This window comes from Desulfosporomusa polytropa (assembly GCF_055380075.1).
This window is the reverse complement of record NZ_AP042400.1, coordinates 2183218-2199677: the sequence shown is the minus strand read 5'-3', so window position 1 is coordinate 2199677 and position 16460 is coordinate 2183218. Positions and strand designations below refer to the sequence as shown.

At 41.0% G+C, this 16460-nt stretch carries 14 protein-coding genes and 1 riboswitch; of the genes, 11 read left to right on the top strand and 3 right to left on the bottom strand.

Going from position 1 to position 16460, the window contains the following annotated elements:
* The first annotated feature begins 20 nt into the window (after positions 1-20).
* From ACZ449_RS12150 to ACZ449_RS12100, 11 genes are all read left to right on the top strand, one after another.
* Complete coding sequence (locus ACZ449_RS12150) at positions 21-2693, top strand: PEP/pyruvate-binding domain-containing protein (protein ID WP_464261262.1); 2673 nt, start codon at positions 21-23, stop codon at positions 2691-2693.
* A gap of 53 nt (positions 2694-2746) precedes the next feature.
* Positions 2747-3061 (top strand): DnaJ family domain-containing protein, encoded by a 315-nt coding sequence (locus ACZ449_RS12145; protein WP_464261261.1) that lies wholly within the window; start codon positions 2747-2749, stop codon positions 3059-3061.
* A gap of 451 nt (positions 3062-3512) precedes the next feature.
* Complete coding sequence (locus ACZ449_RS12140) at positions 3513-4709, top strand: glycosyltransferase family 4 protein (protein WP_464261260.1); 1197 nt, start codon at positions 3513-3515, stop codon at positions 4707-4709.
* A 226-nt stretch (positions 4710-4935) separates the two neighbouring features.
* Positions 4936-5559, top strand: a complete 624-nt coding sequence (lexA, locus tag ACZ449_RS12135; RefSeq protein WP_464261865.1) for a transcriptional repressor LexA — start codon at positions 4936-4938, stop codon at positions 5557-5559.
* Positions 5560-5673: 114 nt separating this feature from the next.
* A complete protein-coding gene (locus tag ACZ449_RS12130; RefSeq protein WP_464261259.1) occupies positions 5674-6072 on the top strand; it encodes a (deoxy)nucleoside triphosphate pyrophosphohydrolase in 399 nt (132 codons plus the stop codon).
* Positions 6073-6191: 119 nt separating this feature from the next.
* Positions 6192-6276: riboswitch (cyclic di-GMP riboswitch) on the top strand.
* Positions 6277-6394: 118 nt separating this feature from the next.
* Positions 6395-8137, top strand: coding sequence for a methyl-accepting chemotaxis protein (locus tag ACZ449_RS12125; protein ID WP_464261258.1), 1743 nt, complete (start codon positions 6395-6397; stop codon positions 8135-8137).
* Positions 8138-8339: 202 nt separating this feature from the next.
* A complete protein-coding gene (locus tag ACZ449_RS12120; RefSeq protein ID WP_464261257.1) occupies positions 8340-8813 on the top strand; it encodes a cytochrome c3 family protein in 474 nt (157 codons plus the stop codon).
* A complete protein-coding gene (locus tag ACZ449_RS12115) occupies positions 8806-10095 on the top strand; it encodes an ammonia-forming cytochrome c nitrite reductase subunit c552 (RefSeq protein WP_464261256.1) in 1290 nt (429 codons plus the stop codon). The genes ACZ449_RS12120 and ACZ449_RS12115 overlap by 8 nt, the downstream gene beginning before the upstream one ends.
* Before the next feature lie 197 nt (positions 10096-10292).
* Positions 10293-11420 (top strand): metallophosphoesterase, encoded by a 1128-nt coding sequence (locus ACZ449_RS12110; RefSeq protein WP_464261255.1) that lies wholly within the window; start codon positions 10293-10295, stop codon positions 11418-11420.
* A gap of 419 nt (positions 11421-11839) precedes the next feature.
* Entirely contained in the window at positions 11840-13054 is a 1215-nt protein-coding gene (locus tag ACZ449_RS12105; protein ID WP_464261254.1) for an FprA family A-type flavoprotein, read from the top strand.
* 188 nt (positions 13055-13242) lie between these two features.
* The gene (locus ACZ449_RS12100) at positions 13243-14175 is read left to right on the top strand and encodes an arginine deiminase family protein (RefSeq protein WP_464261253.1); all 933 of its coding nucleotides are present in this window, start codon (positions 13243-13245) and stop codon (positions 14173-14175) included.
* A 74-nt stretch (positions 14176-14249) separates the two neighbouring features.
* Here the strand turns inward: ACZ449_RS12100 and ACZ449_RS12095 are convergent, their stop codons facing one another.
* The 3 genes from ACZ449_RS12095 to ACZ449_RS12085 all read right to left on the bottom strand — a co-directional run bounded on the left by ACZ449_RS12095 (position 14250) and on the right by ACZ449_RS12085 (position 16170).
* Positions 14250-14717, bottom strand: a complete 468-nt coding sequence (locus ACZ449_RS12095) for a CBO0543 family protein (protein ID WP_464261252.1) — start codon at positions 14715-14717, stop codon at positions 14250-14252.
* Between the two features lie 77 nt (positions 14718-14794).
* The gene (locus ACZ449_RS12090; RefSeq protein WP_464261251.1) at positions 14795-15169 is read right to left on the bottom strand and encodes a VOC family protein; all 375 of its coding nucleotides are present in this window, start codon (positions 15167-15169) and stop codon (positions 14795-14797) included.
* A gap of 383 nt (positions 15170-15552) precedes the next feature.
* On the bottom strand, positions 15553-16170 hold the full coding sequence (locus ACZ449_RS12085) for a hypothetical protein (RefSeq protein ID WP_464261250.1): 618 nt from the start codon (positions 16168-16170) through the stop codon (positions 15553-15555).
* Positions 16171-16460 lie beyond the last annotated feature (290 nt).

Genomic DNA, 16460 nt, shown 5'->3' with positions numbered 1-16460 from the left:
CACTAAGGAGAAGAGATCATATGCAAAAGAGTGCGAATACTTATGTAGTCTCCTGGAGAGAAGCTTTTCCACTCGGCGTCAATGTAGTTGGGGGAAAGGCTTGGAATCTGTCCAGATTGAACCGGTATGGCTTTAAAATTCCGTGTGGCTCTGTGCTTACAACTGTAGCTTTTCAAGAATTTATTGACTATAACGAACTTAGCGATTTTTTAAAATTAACCTCCCTCCAAATAAATAGTGAGAACCTTGGCGAGGCCGATCATCTCCTCTACCGCTTACGAGAACAAATAATAAATGCAACAATACCGCCTATAGTTGTTGAAGCCATACAGGAAAGGTTAGTTGCCGAGGGATTAGACAATAAAGCAGTAGCAGTTAGATCTTCGGCTTCAGCGGAGGATTCGCGACAGGCATCTTTCGCCGGCATTCATGATAGCTTCCTAAATGTTAGAGGTTTGGAAAACATCATGGAAGCGATCAAGGGCTGCTATGCATCACAGTGGACGCCCCGGGCCGTAGCCTATCGTCGCAAACAGAACATAGATGACCTCAAATTATTGCCTGCTGTTGTCATTATGGAGATGGTTGAGGCCCGGTCGGCCGGAGTGGCTTTTAGCTGTGACCCTCAGAGTGGCCGTCGAGATATCTATGTAATCAATGCTAACTTCGGTCTGGGAGAATCCGTGGTAAGTGGAGCCATAGAGCCTGATACCTACTTTCTCGCTCCCCCTGTCTATACCTTTCTGCCAGAAATTAAAGCAAAAAAAATAGGTTCCAAGCTAGGCGTGACCAGAACCAAAGAAAACGGCGGGATATATCTAGCTCCTTACGACGATCTAAGGTCAGAACCGGCTTTAAATGACGAAGAAATTAAAAGATTAGGCTTATTGATAACCCGTGTTTTCGACTCTTTGGGAAATGGCGAAGAACCGCAAGACATAGAATGGGCTTTTGACGGCAATGACTTTGTCCTGCTTCAGGCCCGACCGGTTACCACTTTGCCAGATTGTACTTTCGAGGCTATTAAAAATCAGCTTACGGTGTGGTCTAATGCCAATTACCGGGATGCGGTTCCCATCGTCTTATCCCCTCTGCATAGACAAATACTGAAAGATATCATTGATACTATTTGGACTACCGCCTTTTCCAATCCCGGCTACCCGGTACCAGATGGAATTGAATTTTCCCGGTTCTTTAATGGCCGCTTATACTGCAATATGTCGGCAGTATATTGGGCTCACTACGATTGTAATGGAACATTACCCCGAGATCTAACTTTTATCTGGGGAGGGCACCAGCCGGAAATTGAAATCGACGATCAGAGCCCTTTCGAAGGGGAAGCAGGCGTGCGGAGGCAAAAAACAGCTATGCAGAGTATGGCCCTAATTGCTGAGACCGCTGCCAATGCAAATGACATCCTTTCTGGAGTGGCTGTCGCTGCTAACAACCTGGCTGGAGAAGGATTTGAATCTTTACCGGACCACACATTGATAGATAATTTTGAGGCATTGGGCAAAATCGTTAAATCCTATAGTGGAAAATACACCTGGTTAAGTGGAGCCGGGGGGCTACCGCTAGGAATTCTAATGCAAAACCTGTTTGGGGTGTTAGGCCCCAAGACCCCCATGGTTATAAACGGCTTGATGGCGGGAGGAGATGCATCAATAACCAGCGCCGATCATGGGTATCGTCTGGTTGAATTGGCCGAACAGGCCCGCCAGGACGATTATGCAGTCCGATACTTTAACAATCGTCCTTTTACCCCGCTTTTCTGGGAACAACAGCTTCCAGAAAATTCGTCGTTCAAACAAGCTTTCCATAAATTCATAAAAGAATATGGTCATAGAGCTATCTATGAATTGGACATCATCAATCCTCGTTGGCAGGAAGATCCTTCCTATCTTTTGGATATTATAAGGACAACGATGGCCACTGCCAATCTGGACGACTTGCGATCTCGTCAAAAGGAAAAGTTTAACCAGGCCTGGGCGGAAATCACCGCTTTACTTTCTGCTGACAAACTGGAGGGAATTCGCAAAATGATAATAGATGCCCAGCAGGGAGCCGGATTACGGGAAATGGCCAAATCGGTTTTGGTCATGGCTTTGCAGCCCTACCGTTCTATGGCGCTAGAGTTGGGCGACCGTTTTGCCAGACGGGAGCTTATAGACGAGCCATCCGATATTTTCTTCTGTACCTGGCCCGAGATATTCTCTATATTACGCGGGGAATGGAATGGGATGGGACTTAAAAGCTTGGTGCAAGATCGCATGGTAACTCATAAAGCCAATGAGTTGCTCATTCCTCCGGACATTATCCAGGGTGATAATATAACGTACTCGCAGCCTGCTATCATCATTTCCTCAGGCAATTACTTGCAGGGCGTAGGAGCGGCAGTCGGTAAAGCCACTGGTACAGCCCGATTGATCAATCATCCTGGCGAGGGAAATAAACTGCAGCCGGGCGAGGTCCTGGTGGCCCCTTCTACCGATCCGGGGTGGACTCCTCTGTTTTTGAAAGCTTGTGCTGTGATAATGGAAACCGGAGGCTATATTTCGCATGGAGCAATTATTGCTAGAGAATATGGGATCCCAACAGTAATTAACGTACCAGGTGTTATGAAGGCTATTCAAGATGGCCAAATCGTTACCGTTGATGGCGATGAAGGCCGAATAATTCTTCAAGAGCGCTAAGAATGCTATGTGGCGTGGTGGCTTTGGGATTAAACTCAAGGAGGCAATGAACGATGGACGGGATAAGCCGGATAATAGAGCGAAACATTAAAAAGGCAATTGACCAGGGGGCTTTTGATGACTTACCCGGTAAGGGAAAAGCTCAAAAACTTGTCGATCTACGATTTATTCCCCCGGAGGAACGGGCGGCATTTTTGACATTAAGAAACTCGGGATCGCTTCCTCCAGAAATCGAATTACGTAAAGAAATCGCTAGGTTAGAAGAACAATTGCAAATAGCCCTGGAAGAAGATAAGCCTGGTATAATGAAAGCAATTACTGAAAAAAAGATGTTTTTTGATATTCTAATGGAACGCCGGAAACGGTAAGGCAGGGATAAGGGTTCTGAAACTGAAAGTACTATTCATAAAAATGATATATAGTGGAACTTTTTCAGACGAAGCAACCTTCTATTATTGCTGGAAAATTAGACTCTGCGCGACGTTTATTTACGTAGCGCAGGGTCTTTATAATTATATCGGAGTAAATAGTTTGACATAGCATTATTCTTAGTATTCAAATGCAAAAAAAGCGTGATTAACAGTATAAATATTAACACGAAGTTAATAAAACGATAATCTGTATAAGAAATAATTATGTCATAATATAACAAAAATATAATCGTACCATACGTCAATACTAATCTCAATTTTTCATTCTAATTTCATAATGCCAATATATACTTTAAATATATACTCTATCGAAAAAGATCGAAAAGAAAGAAAAAATGATCTCTTATAGCAACTAATGGAAGTTAATGGAATATTTCTGGAGGTTAAAATGCATATATATATGTTGGTTTCAGCGTATCAGGAGAAAGGCTATGCCAACACTGGGGCTGAACTCCAAGCTGAAACGCAATTAAGGCAGCTAAAAGAAAAAGGTCATAAAATTACAATTATCTCGAAGAAGCGTACCTTTAAAAGTGAATTTTATGAAGTAATTGACGGAGTTGAAGTGTTCAGGGTGTGGCCTCCCAGTCTAAGAACTTTAGAAACTTTATCATTACTTTTTCTAGCTAGAAATAAATGCGACATTGTACATATTCATGGTCAGCACTTGTTCAGTGTGGTTGCCATTGGGCTATGCAGATTACTCGGAATTCCATCAGTGCTGAAGATTACCATAGCCGGGCGGTTCTTTGTCCGGCTTTCAGCCGACCGAATATTCCCGCGCAAATGGCGACCGCTTAGGCGGCTGCTCAATTATGTTTCCCAAAAAGCATCCGCTTATTTGGCTATCAGCAAAGAAATCAGCGAGCAAATGCCTAAAATAGGCTTCTTACCAGAACGCATCCACTTGATACCCAATGGTGTAAATATGGGGCAATTTCACCCTGTGTCTTCTTGTGAACAAAGACTACTGCGGGAGCAACTCGGCTTACCTACTGATAAACAAATACTACTCTACGCCAGCCGCCTGATGTATCGAAAAGGGGTTGATTTGCTAATAGCGGCATGGCCGCTTATCCATGCCAACTGTCCGGAAGCTTGCTTGGTAGTCGTAGGCGGCGGTTCACTGACTGAGGTGGAAAAATTGAAAAAGTTGAAAAAAACAGGAGAAGATAGCATAATATATGCTGGCGAAGTACAAGATACTGCTCCTTATTTACAATGTTCAGACGTATTTATTTTTCCTTCGCGTAAAGAAGGCTTACCTAATGCCCTGCTTGAAGCCATGGCCTGCGGTGTTGCTTGTATTGCCTCCGACATAGGAGGCTGTAATGAACTGATCCAACCGGATAAAACTGGCATTCTTTTTGCCAGCGGAGATAGCACTGCGTTGAGCAAAGCGGCGGTGTCGCTATTATGCAATCAACAAAAAATTCAGGAGATTGGTATTCAAGCCTATCACCATATTCAAGCAAAGTACAATATCCTCATGGTTACAGACCAAATCAACGGTCTATATACTACACTTCACAAAAAGGTTTCTGTCCAAGGAGTAAAATCGGATTCTGGCTTATGCTCCCGATAGGAAGGTTTCAAACAAATTATCCTGATTTGATTACCTCTCGCTAAGGGTCTATATAAATATATACTGCGGTCGAAATAAATTAAACCACGGCCATTATCGCAAAATGCCGTGTTTTTCTTGTATTTATCATATTATAGTACATATGTTCCCCGTAAGTATGTTCGACAAAATTGTCGAACCAGTGTTCTTTTTTCTGCTGATTTATGGTATGATTAGCATCGGGGTGATGAAAATGACCGATAGTTCTCTAAACAAAAGGCAAAAACAAATATTGGATTATATAAGAGAAAACCTTCGGGCTAAGGGGTATCCTCCGTCTGTTCGGGAAATAGGAGAAGCAGTCGGACTTAGCAGCAGTTCTACAGTACATTCATATCTGACTAAACTGGAATCTTTGGGTTATATAAAACGTGATCCAACCAAACCTCGCGCAATTGACGTACTCGACGAAGCGTCGTGGCGACAAAAGACGGTTATTCCAGTTCCTCTCGTTGGCCTAGTTACTGCCGGTCAGCCGATTCTTGCTATTGAAAATGTAGAAGAAACCTATCCGCTGCCTGCTGAGTTGATAGGTAGCGAAGATAACGTGTTTATGCTATCTGTTAAGGGCGAAAGTATGATTAATGCAGGTATCTTGGATGGAGACTACTTGCTTGTCCGGCAGCAAAATAATGCTAGCAATGGAGATATTGTGGTAGCTTTAATTGATAACGAAGAAGCTACTGTAAAACGGTTCTTCAAGGAAAGCGGACGAATTCGGCTTCAGCCGGAAAACAATTCAATGGAACCTATCTATGCCGAAAACGTTTCTATTGCTGGTAAAGTAATTGGTTTATTTAGAAGTATGTAGTTCATAGGAAATGGATGATAACATGGATTATGCTTACTGGGCGGTATTCTTTGTTGCTGCGATCGCTCTAAACCTATCACCTGGTCCGGATTTGATTTTTAGGAGATTACATCCATGAAAGAAGTAGTTGCAGGTTTAATAAAAAGAAATAACAAACTTTTAATTGCAAGACGAACGTTTCCACCAGAGTTAAATGGTAAATGGGAGTTTCCAGGCGGTAAAATCGAAAAAAATGAAACTCCTCAACAAGGCCTTGAACGGGAGATATTTGAGGAATTAAATATGCAAGTATGCACGAGAGACCACTTTATGTCTGTTTGTCATCAACACTCACGGGGTCCGATACACTTGCTATTTTATTGGGCGGAGTGGGTCGAAGGAGAACCAGTATTGACTGATCACGACATGTTTGCTTGGGTAGATATTCATGAATTGAACCAGTACGATTTTGCTCCCGCGGATGTTGCAGTCGCCGAAAAAATACAGTTAGTAATGGGAAGTGGTACAGCTTGATAATGACAAAGTACCCCCATTCGTAGGAAACTTAAACTACGGATGGGGGATCGTTATAAAAAACGAATTTTTTAGCTAGACTTGTAATTTAAATGGTGGTAAAATTTACATAAAATTAATTAAGCTTTGGGCAAACTCATTGAAAAGTGGGGACGCAAAACCGTGGGTCTAAGACAAAAATGTTATGGCTGCCAGGTTGCAAATTGAGTTTATATAACAACTCTATGCAATCTGGTGGCCTATTATTTTTAAGGAATGAGTCAAATGTAGTAGTGTGCTATCTTTTGCATCTTGATAAAGCTTTAACCTAAAAGACAAAATAATGATAATAAAAATGAGAGAAGGCGCATTAATGTTCAAAAACTTAAACACAGCAACAAAAATTATCAGCCTTATTGTTTTGATGGCAATTGGAATGGGATTAATCGGCTTTACAGGTTTTTACTTTAATCAAAAAGCAAATATGGACATGTCTAAAATGTATAAAGAGAAGTTATTACCGATCAAATGGATAAATTCATTTAGGGTCAATATTAGAGCAGGTGAAGCTATTTCGATACAATTGATAGTATTAAATAATGATAACGCTAAAGCACAAGAATTTACTCAACAATTTGCTAAATTGAAAGATGAAAATGATAAAATAATGGCTGATTACGAAAAAACAAATCTTGACCTATTTCAAACAGAGAAAATTTCGCAAATAAAAGAAGTACTGAAATCATATAGAGTCGAACGACAAAAATCGTTAGATTTAGCATCTAATGGACAAAAGCTAGATGCTTACGAGTACTATAGAATTCATGCCTTGCCTCACCTTACTACTATGAATAAACTTGGTGACGAACTTGCAGAATACAATTCTAAAACAGCCGACGAGATTAACACGCAAAATGATCTAGACTTTGACTTTGCAAATAGAATGCTCAGCTATATTCCGTTAATATCCATTATGCTTGCATTAGGATTAGGGTGGTGGGTAGCAAGAATTATATCTAAACCATTGATTGCTGTAGTTGCTAACGTGCAAGAAATTTCAAATGGAAACCTAGCAATACAGGGCGTTAACTTTAATTCTAAAGACGAGGTTGGGCAGCTAATTAAGGCTGTCAATAATATGGCTGAACATCTCCGAACTCTTATAAAAAATGTTGCTCAGTCGGCAGAGCAACTAGCGGCCTCATCCGAGCAATTAACCGCAAGTTCAGAACAATCTGCACAAGCCGCCACTCAGGTAGCCTTAACGATTATGGAAGTGGCGAGCGGAGCAGAAAAACAATCAAAGGCTATTGATGATACTTCTATTACAATCGAGCATATGTCAGTAAATGTCCAACAAGCTGCAGCGAATAGTAATGTTGTTGCAAGCTCTACAAACAAAACTGCTCAAACGGCGTCAGAAGGCCTAGAGGCTATTGCTAACGCTAATGAACAAATGGCAAATATCGAAAAAACAGTAAATAATTCTGCACTAGTTGTCTCGAAGCTTGGGGAACGCTCTAAAGAAATTGGACAAATTGTTGATACTATATCGGGTATTGCCGGACAAACGAATCTGCTTGCTTTAAATGCAGCAATAGAGGCCGCTAGGGCAGGAGAGCAGGGAAGAGGGTTTGCAGTTGTTGCCGAAGAAGTTAGGAAATTAGCTGAGCAATCCCAAGAAGCCGCAAAACAAATAGCTGGTTTGATTAGTGAAATACAGAAAGATACGGATAGTGCTGTTGTGGCAATGAATGATGGTACTAAGGAAGTAAAAAGAGGAACGGAAGTAGTAACCTTAGCGGGTCACTATTTTGATAATATTGCTACTCTTGTGACGGAAGTTTCTGAACAAATCGAAGATATTTCAACTAATATGCAACAAATGGCAACCGATAGTCAACATATTGTTTCAGCAGTAAGGGGAATTGATACTATAAGCAAAAATGCTCTAGGACATACACAAACAGTTTCAGCAGCAACTGAGGAGCAATCCGCGTCTATGGAGCAAATTGCAGCTAGTAGTCAAAGCCTAGCGAAATTGGCAGAAGAATTGCAAATTGAAATCCAGACGTTTAAAATTTAAAGAGTAGTAGAAGTGTCTATCTGAGGCTGAATTTTTTTAAAAGACTACCTGTCGGTAGCCTTTTTTTATTTCCAGTAGTGGGGGCAAGTTCAAGTTTTTTGTTGATTGGTTTATCCAGTCCAGTGCATAAACAATTCCAAGATTGGAAATCTAATAGAGCAAATAGTAGTGCGGGCATGAAGCTAATCAGGGAGGTGGCATTTTGGACTGGAAGAAGTATTTGGAAAGGAACAGCATTAAGCTGATACTCATGGGGGCTCTAGCCGCTGTTGTTGGTTTGGCTATTGCTGGCGGTGGCATAGCGTATGCGGATAAGGCCTCCTTTTGCAGCAGTTGTCACTCTATGAAATATGTTGCAGCCACGTGGCAAGTTTCAAACCATCGTCAGTTTACTTGTGGCGACTGCCACTTACCCCAAGAAAATATTGTTGAAAAGTTGATTGTAAAAAATCAAACTGGTATGAACGACACTTACCACGAATTCTTGCGGGACTATCCTGACACGATTAGGGTGAGCACTAAAGGAAGAGCAATTATCGAACGCAACTGCCTACGTTGCCATGCTCACACGGTTGCCAATACCTTTATGTCCACAGGTGGACAATCGTGTACGAAGTGTCACCGGGGTATGATTCATAACCCGATTGTTGTTAAGGAGGGAGTTTCTGTTGAATAGAACTCAAAAATTGCTGATTGCATTTTTAACGCTTGTTGTTCTGTTTACCGGTGTAGTTATCAGTCGAGTTTGGATTTTCAAACCACAGTCAACAGTTAAACTTGTTAAGCTTTCTGCTGGCGAATATGATGCTGAGATATGGGGTAAAAATTATCCGTTAGAGTATGCCGGCTATAAGAAGAATTTAGAAACGGCACCGTCGCCGACCGGTTACGGCGGCAGCGTCAAAGTGCAAAAAGCCGAGATGCAGCCAGAGTTATACACTAATTTTAAAGGCAATCCGTTTAGCAAAGATTATACTGAAGATAGAGGACACCCCTATGCATTGGAAGATCTGCGTGAATCCAAACGGATTGGCCCAACAGCTAAAGGCGGCTGTATTACCTGTAAAACTCCTTACATAGAGCAAGCTTACAAAGAGATGGGTTGGAGCTATGCCAGTAAGCCGCTTACTGAATTGATGGATAACGCTAACGCTAAGCATCCTGTCAACTGTGCTAATTGCCATGATCCAGAAACAATGGGTCTTCGAGTCATTAACCCCGCCTTTATTGAGGCCATGCAGAAACGGGGCATTGATGTGAGCAAAGCTAGCAGAGAGGAAATGCGTAGCTATGTTTGTGCTCAATGCCATTCTGAATACTATTTTGAACCAGCAACTTCCAAGGTTATCTTTCCATGGGATAAAGGGTTGACGCCACAGCAAATGTATGAATACTATTCAACCAAACCGAACGGTTTTACCCAGGATTTTATCCATACAGACTCTCAGGTACCTGTCTTAAAAGCGCAACATCCAGACTATGAAGAATGGCAGAATGGTGTTCATGGCCAATTTGGTGTTTCCTGTGCTGACTGTCATATGCCATATATGCGTAAAAGTGGGCAAAAATACACTTCTCATTGGATAACAAGTCCACTTAAAACACTGGATGAATCTTGTTCGCCATGTCATACGCAAGGAAAAGAACTGTTATTCAGCCAGGTAAAAGCCTTCCAGGATAATGTTTGGCAGCTTCAGCATACGGCAGGACAAAATATTGCTAGAGCGCATGATGCTATTCAAAAGGCTGGTGCAAATAGCGCCGCCAATCAGACTGAGTTGGCCAATGCCCGCGAACTTTTGCGTCAGGCCCAGTGGTACTGGGACTATGTTGCCGCAGCCAATAGTATGGGTTTTCACAACCCTGTGCAGGAGCTTAACACACTAGGCCAGGCGATTGATTTAGCCCATCAGGCAATTGATGCCGCAAATAAAGCCGCCGGCACCAATGACTTATAAAATAGGTGACATTGAATGTGTAATTGAATAGCGATAAAAACAATAAGCCTGTTAAGGGAACAAGACCTTAACAGGCTATTATTTCGCTGTTCTTTAGAAAGCATGATGTTAAAATGAAAAGTTATCTGTCCTTCTATTTGCGTTTTTAATTTTTACGTTGTAGTATGAAAAAGTGATTATTTTTTCAGGAGGCTAATATGGGATTTCTTCTAACCTTCTCAATCGTCTATGGACTGGCTAACGTATATATTGGGAATCGTTTTTTTTACTGGTTAAAAACAGTTGTAACCGTTCCGTCAATATTTTATTGGGTTGTATTTATATTAATAGCAGCTGCCCCTATCCTCTCACGTATCTTGGCATGGGCGGGAATAGCAAAGACCGAAAGCTTATTTATCATCGGTGATTGGTGGCTAGCTGTAACATATTGGTCTGTGCTGCTGTGGCTTATAGTAGATATAGTAAAAATCGTCGATAAAAGATTAAACTTTTTACCGGCTATAGCTAAAGACATGACTAACCAGGGCTATATAGTTTTATTTATCCTCCTGGGAATGTTAGCTTACGGTGCTTGGAATGCGTTAAACCCAGTAGTAACCCGCTATGATATCTCGATCAATAAAAAGGCCGAAGGTATTGATAATTTAAAGATTGCTTTGGTGTCAGACATTCATATGGGCCGAGTCATTGGAATTGATCGCGTGGAACGATTAGTAAAATCCTTAAATGAACTGAACCCGGATATAGTCTTATATGCTGGCGATCAAATTGATGATGATGCTACCTATGTGACAAACAACAAGATTGCAGAACCACTTCGAAATGTAAAAGCTCGGTTTGGATCATATGCAGTTCTTGGCAACCATGAATATATTAGCGGACAACCAGCCTTAGCGGTTTCACTATTAAAAAATAGCGGTATTACTGTTCTTCAAGATCAATGGACCACGATTGGTGATGCAATTTATATTGTAGGTCGTGATGATCTTTCTGCTATCCGATATGCCTCCAGAGGAACAGGGACACTTGCAGATATAATGAAAGATATTGATAAAAAGAAAACAATAATAGTAATGGATCACCAACCATCACGCATTAATGAAGCAGCTCAACAAGGTGTGGATCTTCAAGTATCCGGCCATACACACAATGGTCAGTTCTTCCCCAATAATCTGATCACTAAACGAATATATGAACAAGACTGGGGCTATCTAAAAAAAGATGAGTATCAACTTATTGTGTCTTGCGGCTATGGTACGTGGGGCCCTCCAATAAGACTTGGCAATCAACCAGAGATTGTCGAAATTAATATCAAATTTGAATAACATTTATTGTATAATTAATTTAAACGCTGGAAATAAGGATGAACAGTCACAGCGTAGGCGTGAAGTTAACGAAACGATGAGTTATTGACACTATCAAAATTTTTAACTTTTTAAACAGAAATTTTCTTGAAATCAGTAATAAAAAAGAAGGAAAATATTTTTTTGCGTAGAATTACTACTAAAAGATAATAATTCTACGCAAAAAAAGGATGGTATGGAGAGTTTATTGAGTAATCTTGAAGCTTAAGAATTGACACTAGGAAATAGTATTAAATTTGCTATAGGTGCAGAAATTTATGCTTATTGCAACCTCCACGGTCTTTGGAAAACTGCTATCAGCTAGAACGAAATAGTAAGTTTATGAATTTAAAGGGAATAAAAATAGAAGCGAATTTTTTTGCTGCGGAAGGATGAATGTTATGCAATGTATACAGGAGATTAAGAAAGACATATACTGGATCGGGGGCAATGATTTTTCTACCGAACGGTTTGAAAATATGTTACCACTGCCCAATGGGGTGAGCTATAATTCCTACCTTATTTTAGATGAAAAGACAGCAGTAATTGACTCGGTCGATGCATCAATCCGGGTGCAATTTCTGACCAATGTAAAATACTTACTGCAGAACCGGAAATTAGACTACCTTGTTATCAACCATATGGAGCCTGACCACTGCGCAGTCTTAGTGGATTTGGTGGAAATGTACCCGGACGTCAAAATTGTCGGCAACGCCAAAATCTTTACCTTCTTCGAGCAATTTTATGGAAAGCCTTGTCCGGATAACTATGTTACGGTCGGCGAAGGGGATGTTATCGACCTCGGCCGGCACAAACTACAATCATTCAAAGCGCCAATGGTGCATTGGCCGGAAGTTACGGTTACCTTTGAACAAACAGAAAAGCTGCTTTTTTCCGCCGATGCGTTCGGTACTTTTGGTACGCTGAACGGCAACATTTTCGCAGACGAAGTAGATTATGAAGCCGTGTATCTTGCCGATGCTCGCCGGTATTACAGCAACATCGTCGGCAAATTCGGGCCACAAGTCCAATTGGCGTTGAAAAAACTGTTGCCGCTTGGCATTGAAATGATTGCACCGCTACATGGCCCAATCTATCGTACCCCGGAAACGATTCAATACATAGTGGGCAAATATAACGCCTGGAGCAGTTACGAGCCAGAAAAGAAAGGCGTTCTTATTGCCTTTGCATCCATGTATGGCAACACCGCAGCTGTTGCCAATGCTTTGGCCAATAAATTGGCATTACGCGGCATCACTGATATGCGGATGTTTGACGTATCCAAAACCCATCCCTCCTTCATTGTTGCCGAAGCTTGGAAATATAGCCACTTGGTATTGGCTGCACCGACGTATAATCTAAACCTGTACCTTACCATGGAAAATTTCCTTCATGATCTCAAATGCTTGCATTTCCAAAACCGTAAATTTGCTGTAATTGGCAACCATAGCTGGGCATCAGCGGCGAAAAACCGCATGGTGGAATATGTAACAGAATACTTCAAAAAATCCGAGCTCATCGGCGATGCACTGGATTTCAAGTCATCACTTAAAGCGGAACAAGAGGAAGAACTAGATGCGTTGGCTGATGCGATTGCAAAAAGTGTAAAGGCATAAATAACCCCCATTCAGTGCCTTCCTGCCATGTTCCACTTAAAACATTCATAATTTTAAGAACGGGGCCATCTCAAAATAGGTTTTTGAACCTACGAGAGATAGCCCCGTTAACTATTCTGTTGATTATTTGGGGTTAACCAGAGATGAATCAGACAAACTAAAATAACTAAACATGAGGAGGAGCCTGTATGGCAATCAAATCGCCTTTAACCACCTTTGGCACGGAAAGTTTTGGTCGACTTAGAGCAGTCATGCTACATAAACCTGTGGTATCAATAACTAACATGAATGCTATTACTGCCGGGTATTATATGTTTGATCAAGTGCCTGATGCCGAGCAGTTCCTAGCTGAGCATGAGCGCTATAAAGCTTTACTGCTGCACCATCAAATTGAGGTGTATGAATTGGCGGATTTTGTTCAGAAGAACAAGGATGAAATGAATGTATTAGCGAGTCTGGCTTATCTACACGACAGCTCAGTTATTACTCGGGATGGTGCCGTGTTATCTAAGATGGGATTCGGGCGAGTTGGCGAAGACATTGTTATTAAAGAAGCACTAACAAACCTGGGTGTGCCTATATTCTATGAATTTGCGGAAGCCGATCACTTTGAGGGATTTTTAATATTGTCGCCCAGGACAGCATTTGTTGCCTGTACTGAGCGACACCGTCCGGTATCAGTGGAAAAGTTTATTTCCTATGCGCTGACACTATTTCCAGAAATCATTTATGTCGATGTTGTGAAAGCCAGACGCTATATGCATGCCGACATGCTGTTCGGAAAGGTCAACGATAACCTGGCGCTTGTATATCTGCCCGCCTTATTAAAAGGTTGGCTTATTACTCAAAACGGCAGGCAGGAGATTGCGGATTTCAGGCAGTTTATGTTTGAACGTCAAATGGAACTTATTTCGGTATCAGATGAGGAACAGCAGCAATGGGCGTGTTCGTTTATACCGCTTGACGCTAAAACTATGTTTCATTATGACATTGCTCTTAATGCGCAGACAAAAAAACGCCTAAATAGCAATGGTATCGAAATCATAGAATTTCATCCTCATGCACTTCTGGCAGGTGGCGGGAGTCTGCGCTGTCTGACGCTCATGTTGCTTAGAGAATAATACTCGTGCTTGTTATGTTTATACTAATAAGATGAATCAACAATATAACAGAAGCGAGGTAAGTATAGTACTAGTTATGTGGGTTTGAAAAACCATAGGCAGAGCTTGCGAGTGACGTAAAAAATGACAAAGAGTGATATCCATGTCCAGTATGCATACCAATGAATATATCTGATTAATTCGGTAGTGTGTAACAAGAATAATTCCGTTGCAGTTAAAAGTGAGCAAAAAATAATGTAGTACATCGCACGTATTGCTAGGTTCTTTGTATTAGGAAAATAAACAATAAAGTATGCGCACACTATCGGATAGAAGAAATACTCAAAAGTGAAACTTGTTTTGTTGGCGTTTTCAAAAAATAGTATAGGATATTGAATCAATCCCCTATCTACAACGAGTAACCCCAAAGGCCATGTTAGAGCCTGATTAAAAAGAAACGCCTGCAAAGCTAAACGGATCTTGCTTTTAGGTATGAAAAAACATAGGCTTAATGTTGTGCTGAACCATACAAAATAGAGTATATTCTTACCATCTATTGTCATGTAATCAAATCCTTTTCGGGATACAATAGATTTTACCCCAAAGGTGTAGGCACACCGCCTTTAAGCGGTAGGAATTGTTACATTGTGTGTAGCCCAATTCGGTTGCCCTCACTGTCCTCAAAATAAGCGCAAAACCCGTATTCTCCGATGCTGGTTTTTGGGATCAGCTCTTTGCCTTTGTTAGCAACTATCCTGTTCAGCGCACCGGTGATGTCGGACACAGAAAAGTATACTATCGTGCCCGCATAAGATGGCACAAAGTGTTCCTCCTTCACCAATGCCCCGCCAACTCCGGGAACGCCCATTTCCATCGGAAACATAGCCATCTGTCTCGGGCCCATGCTGACAATAGTTAGTTTTCTATCAAACACTGTTTCATAGAAAGCTTTGCTTCTTTCCATATCCACCACAGGAATCTCGAACCAAACTACCGGGTTTAGTTTCTCATTCATTTTTACACGCTCCCAATACTTTTGCTTTACTATGTCACCTGACTTTAAAACCTATTCTACAATTTGTCGGCGCATTTAGTATAACCGAATTTTCGCGTGGAAAACATTTGTCACTGGATTATTGGGTGAAGATACACAGACATTTCATAACCCAATTTTATGGTAGTAACAGGAACCTAAAGCAAATGAAGAAACGCAGACCCACATCAATCAGAAATTAGTGCTTTATAACTTCGTTTGGAACCGCTGACATAAAAATCTTCCTTTCTAGCTTGAATAGATTTATTCCTATTCAAGTTAGAAAGGAAGACTCTTCATACTATTACGCAAAATTTTCCGCAGCCTCAAAAATTATCGTCGGACCCTTAATCAACAGAATTAAATCATATAGTTATATTCACGGTTTTTCTCTTTGCTTTTTTAACATTTTTACAGGCAGATTCTTCGATGTCAGCTTTTAACTGGTTACTTTTCCGACGGCGGGCGACTTCAGCTGCCGCTATACCATATTCAGTAGATTCTTTAAGGTCTCGTTCTACTTCTTCGACTTTTCCTTCCAGGCTATATTGTGGATGGGCAGTGTTGTTTGATTCCGAAGATGGCTGACAAAAGGAAAAAGACATTCCTAACCCGGCCATAGTCTGGACCTGCGAGTTGTTAGAAATAGCAGAATATAGTTTTTTCATGCTGGCGTTATCAAGAGCACGTTCATGCTTAGCCAGCGCTTTTTCTCGTTCGCGTGCGTTTTTTGCCGTGGCCGCTTCTCTTTTCAATCTCTCTAGCTCAAGTTTCTGACTTTCTTCTTCATATATGGTTTGTTGTATCTGGTTATCGACTGCTTGCAATTCTACGATAGCCTGCTTGTTGCCAGTATTCGTGTTACGTACTTCTTGCTCAAATTTTTTTTGTAACCCCTCGCGATATTCTTTTAACGCAGTTAAATTACTTTTAGGATTGACAATAGCTAGTAAGTTATTCAAGCCCATTTGATCTATAGGCATACCATTCACTCTCCTGTAATCGTATTCAACATAATATTTCGTATATCTATATAGAGTATCGAACAGATTATAGGAAAAGTTAACAATTGATGCTGAGTTTGTTGATGACGAAGAGAAAGGGTTCCTTGAATTGACACAGTCTCCTATGGTGGTTGAAATAGCTGCTGTAGTACGATGTTTAATTTTGAAAAGGTTGTATGTTGAAGAAAAATGATTTATTATATGATAAAAGGCTAATATATTATTTGATTATATAGTAGCCTCTACTTTGGGAACCTTTGCGGAAGTTC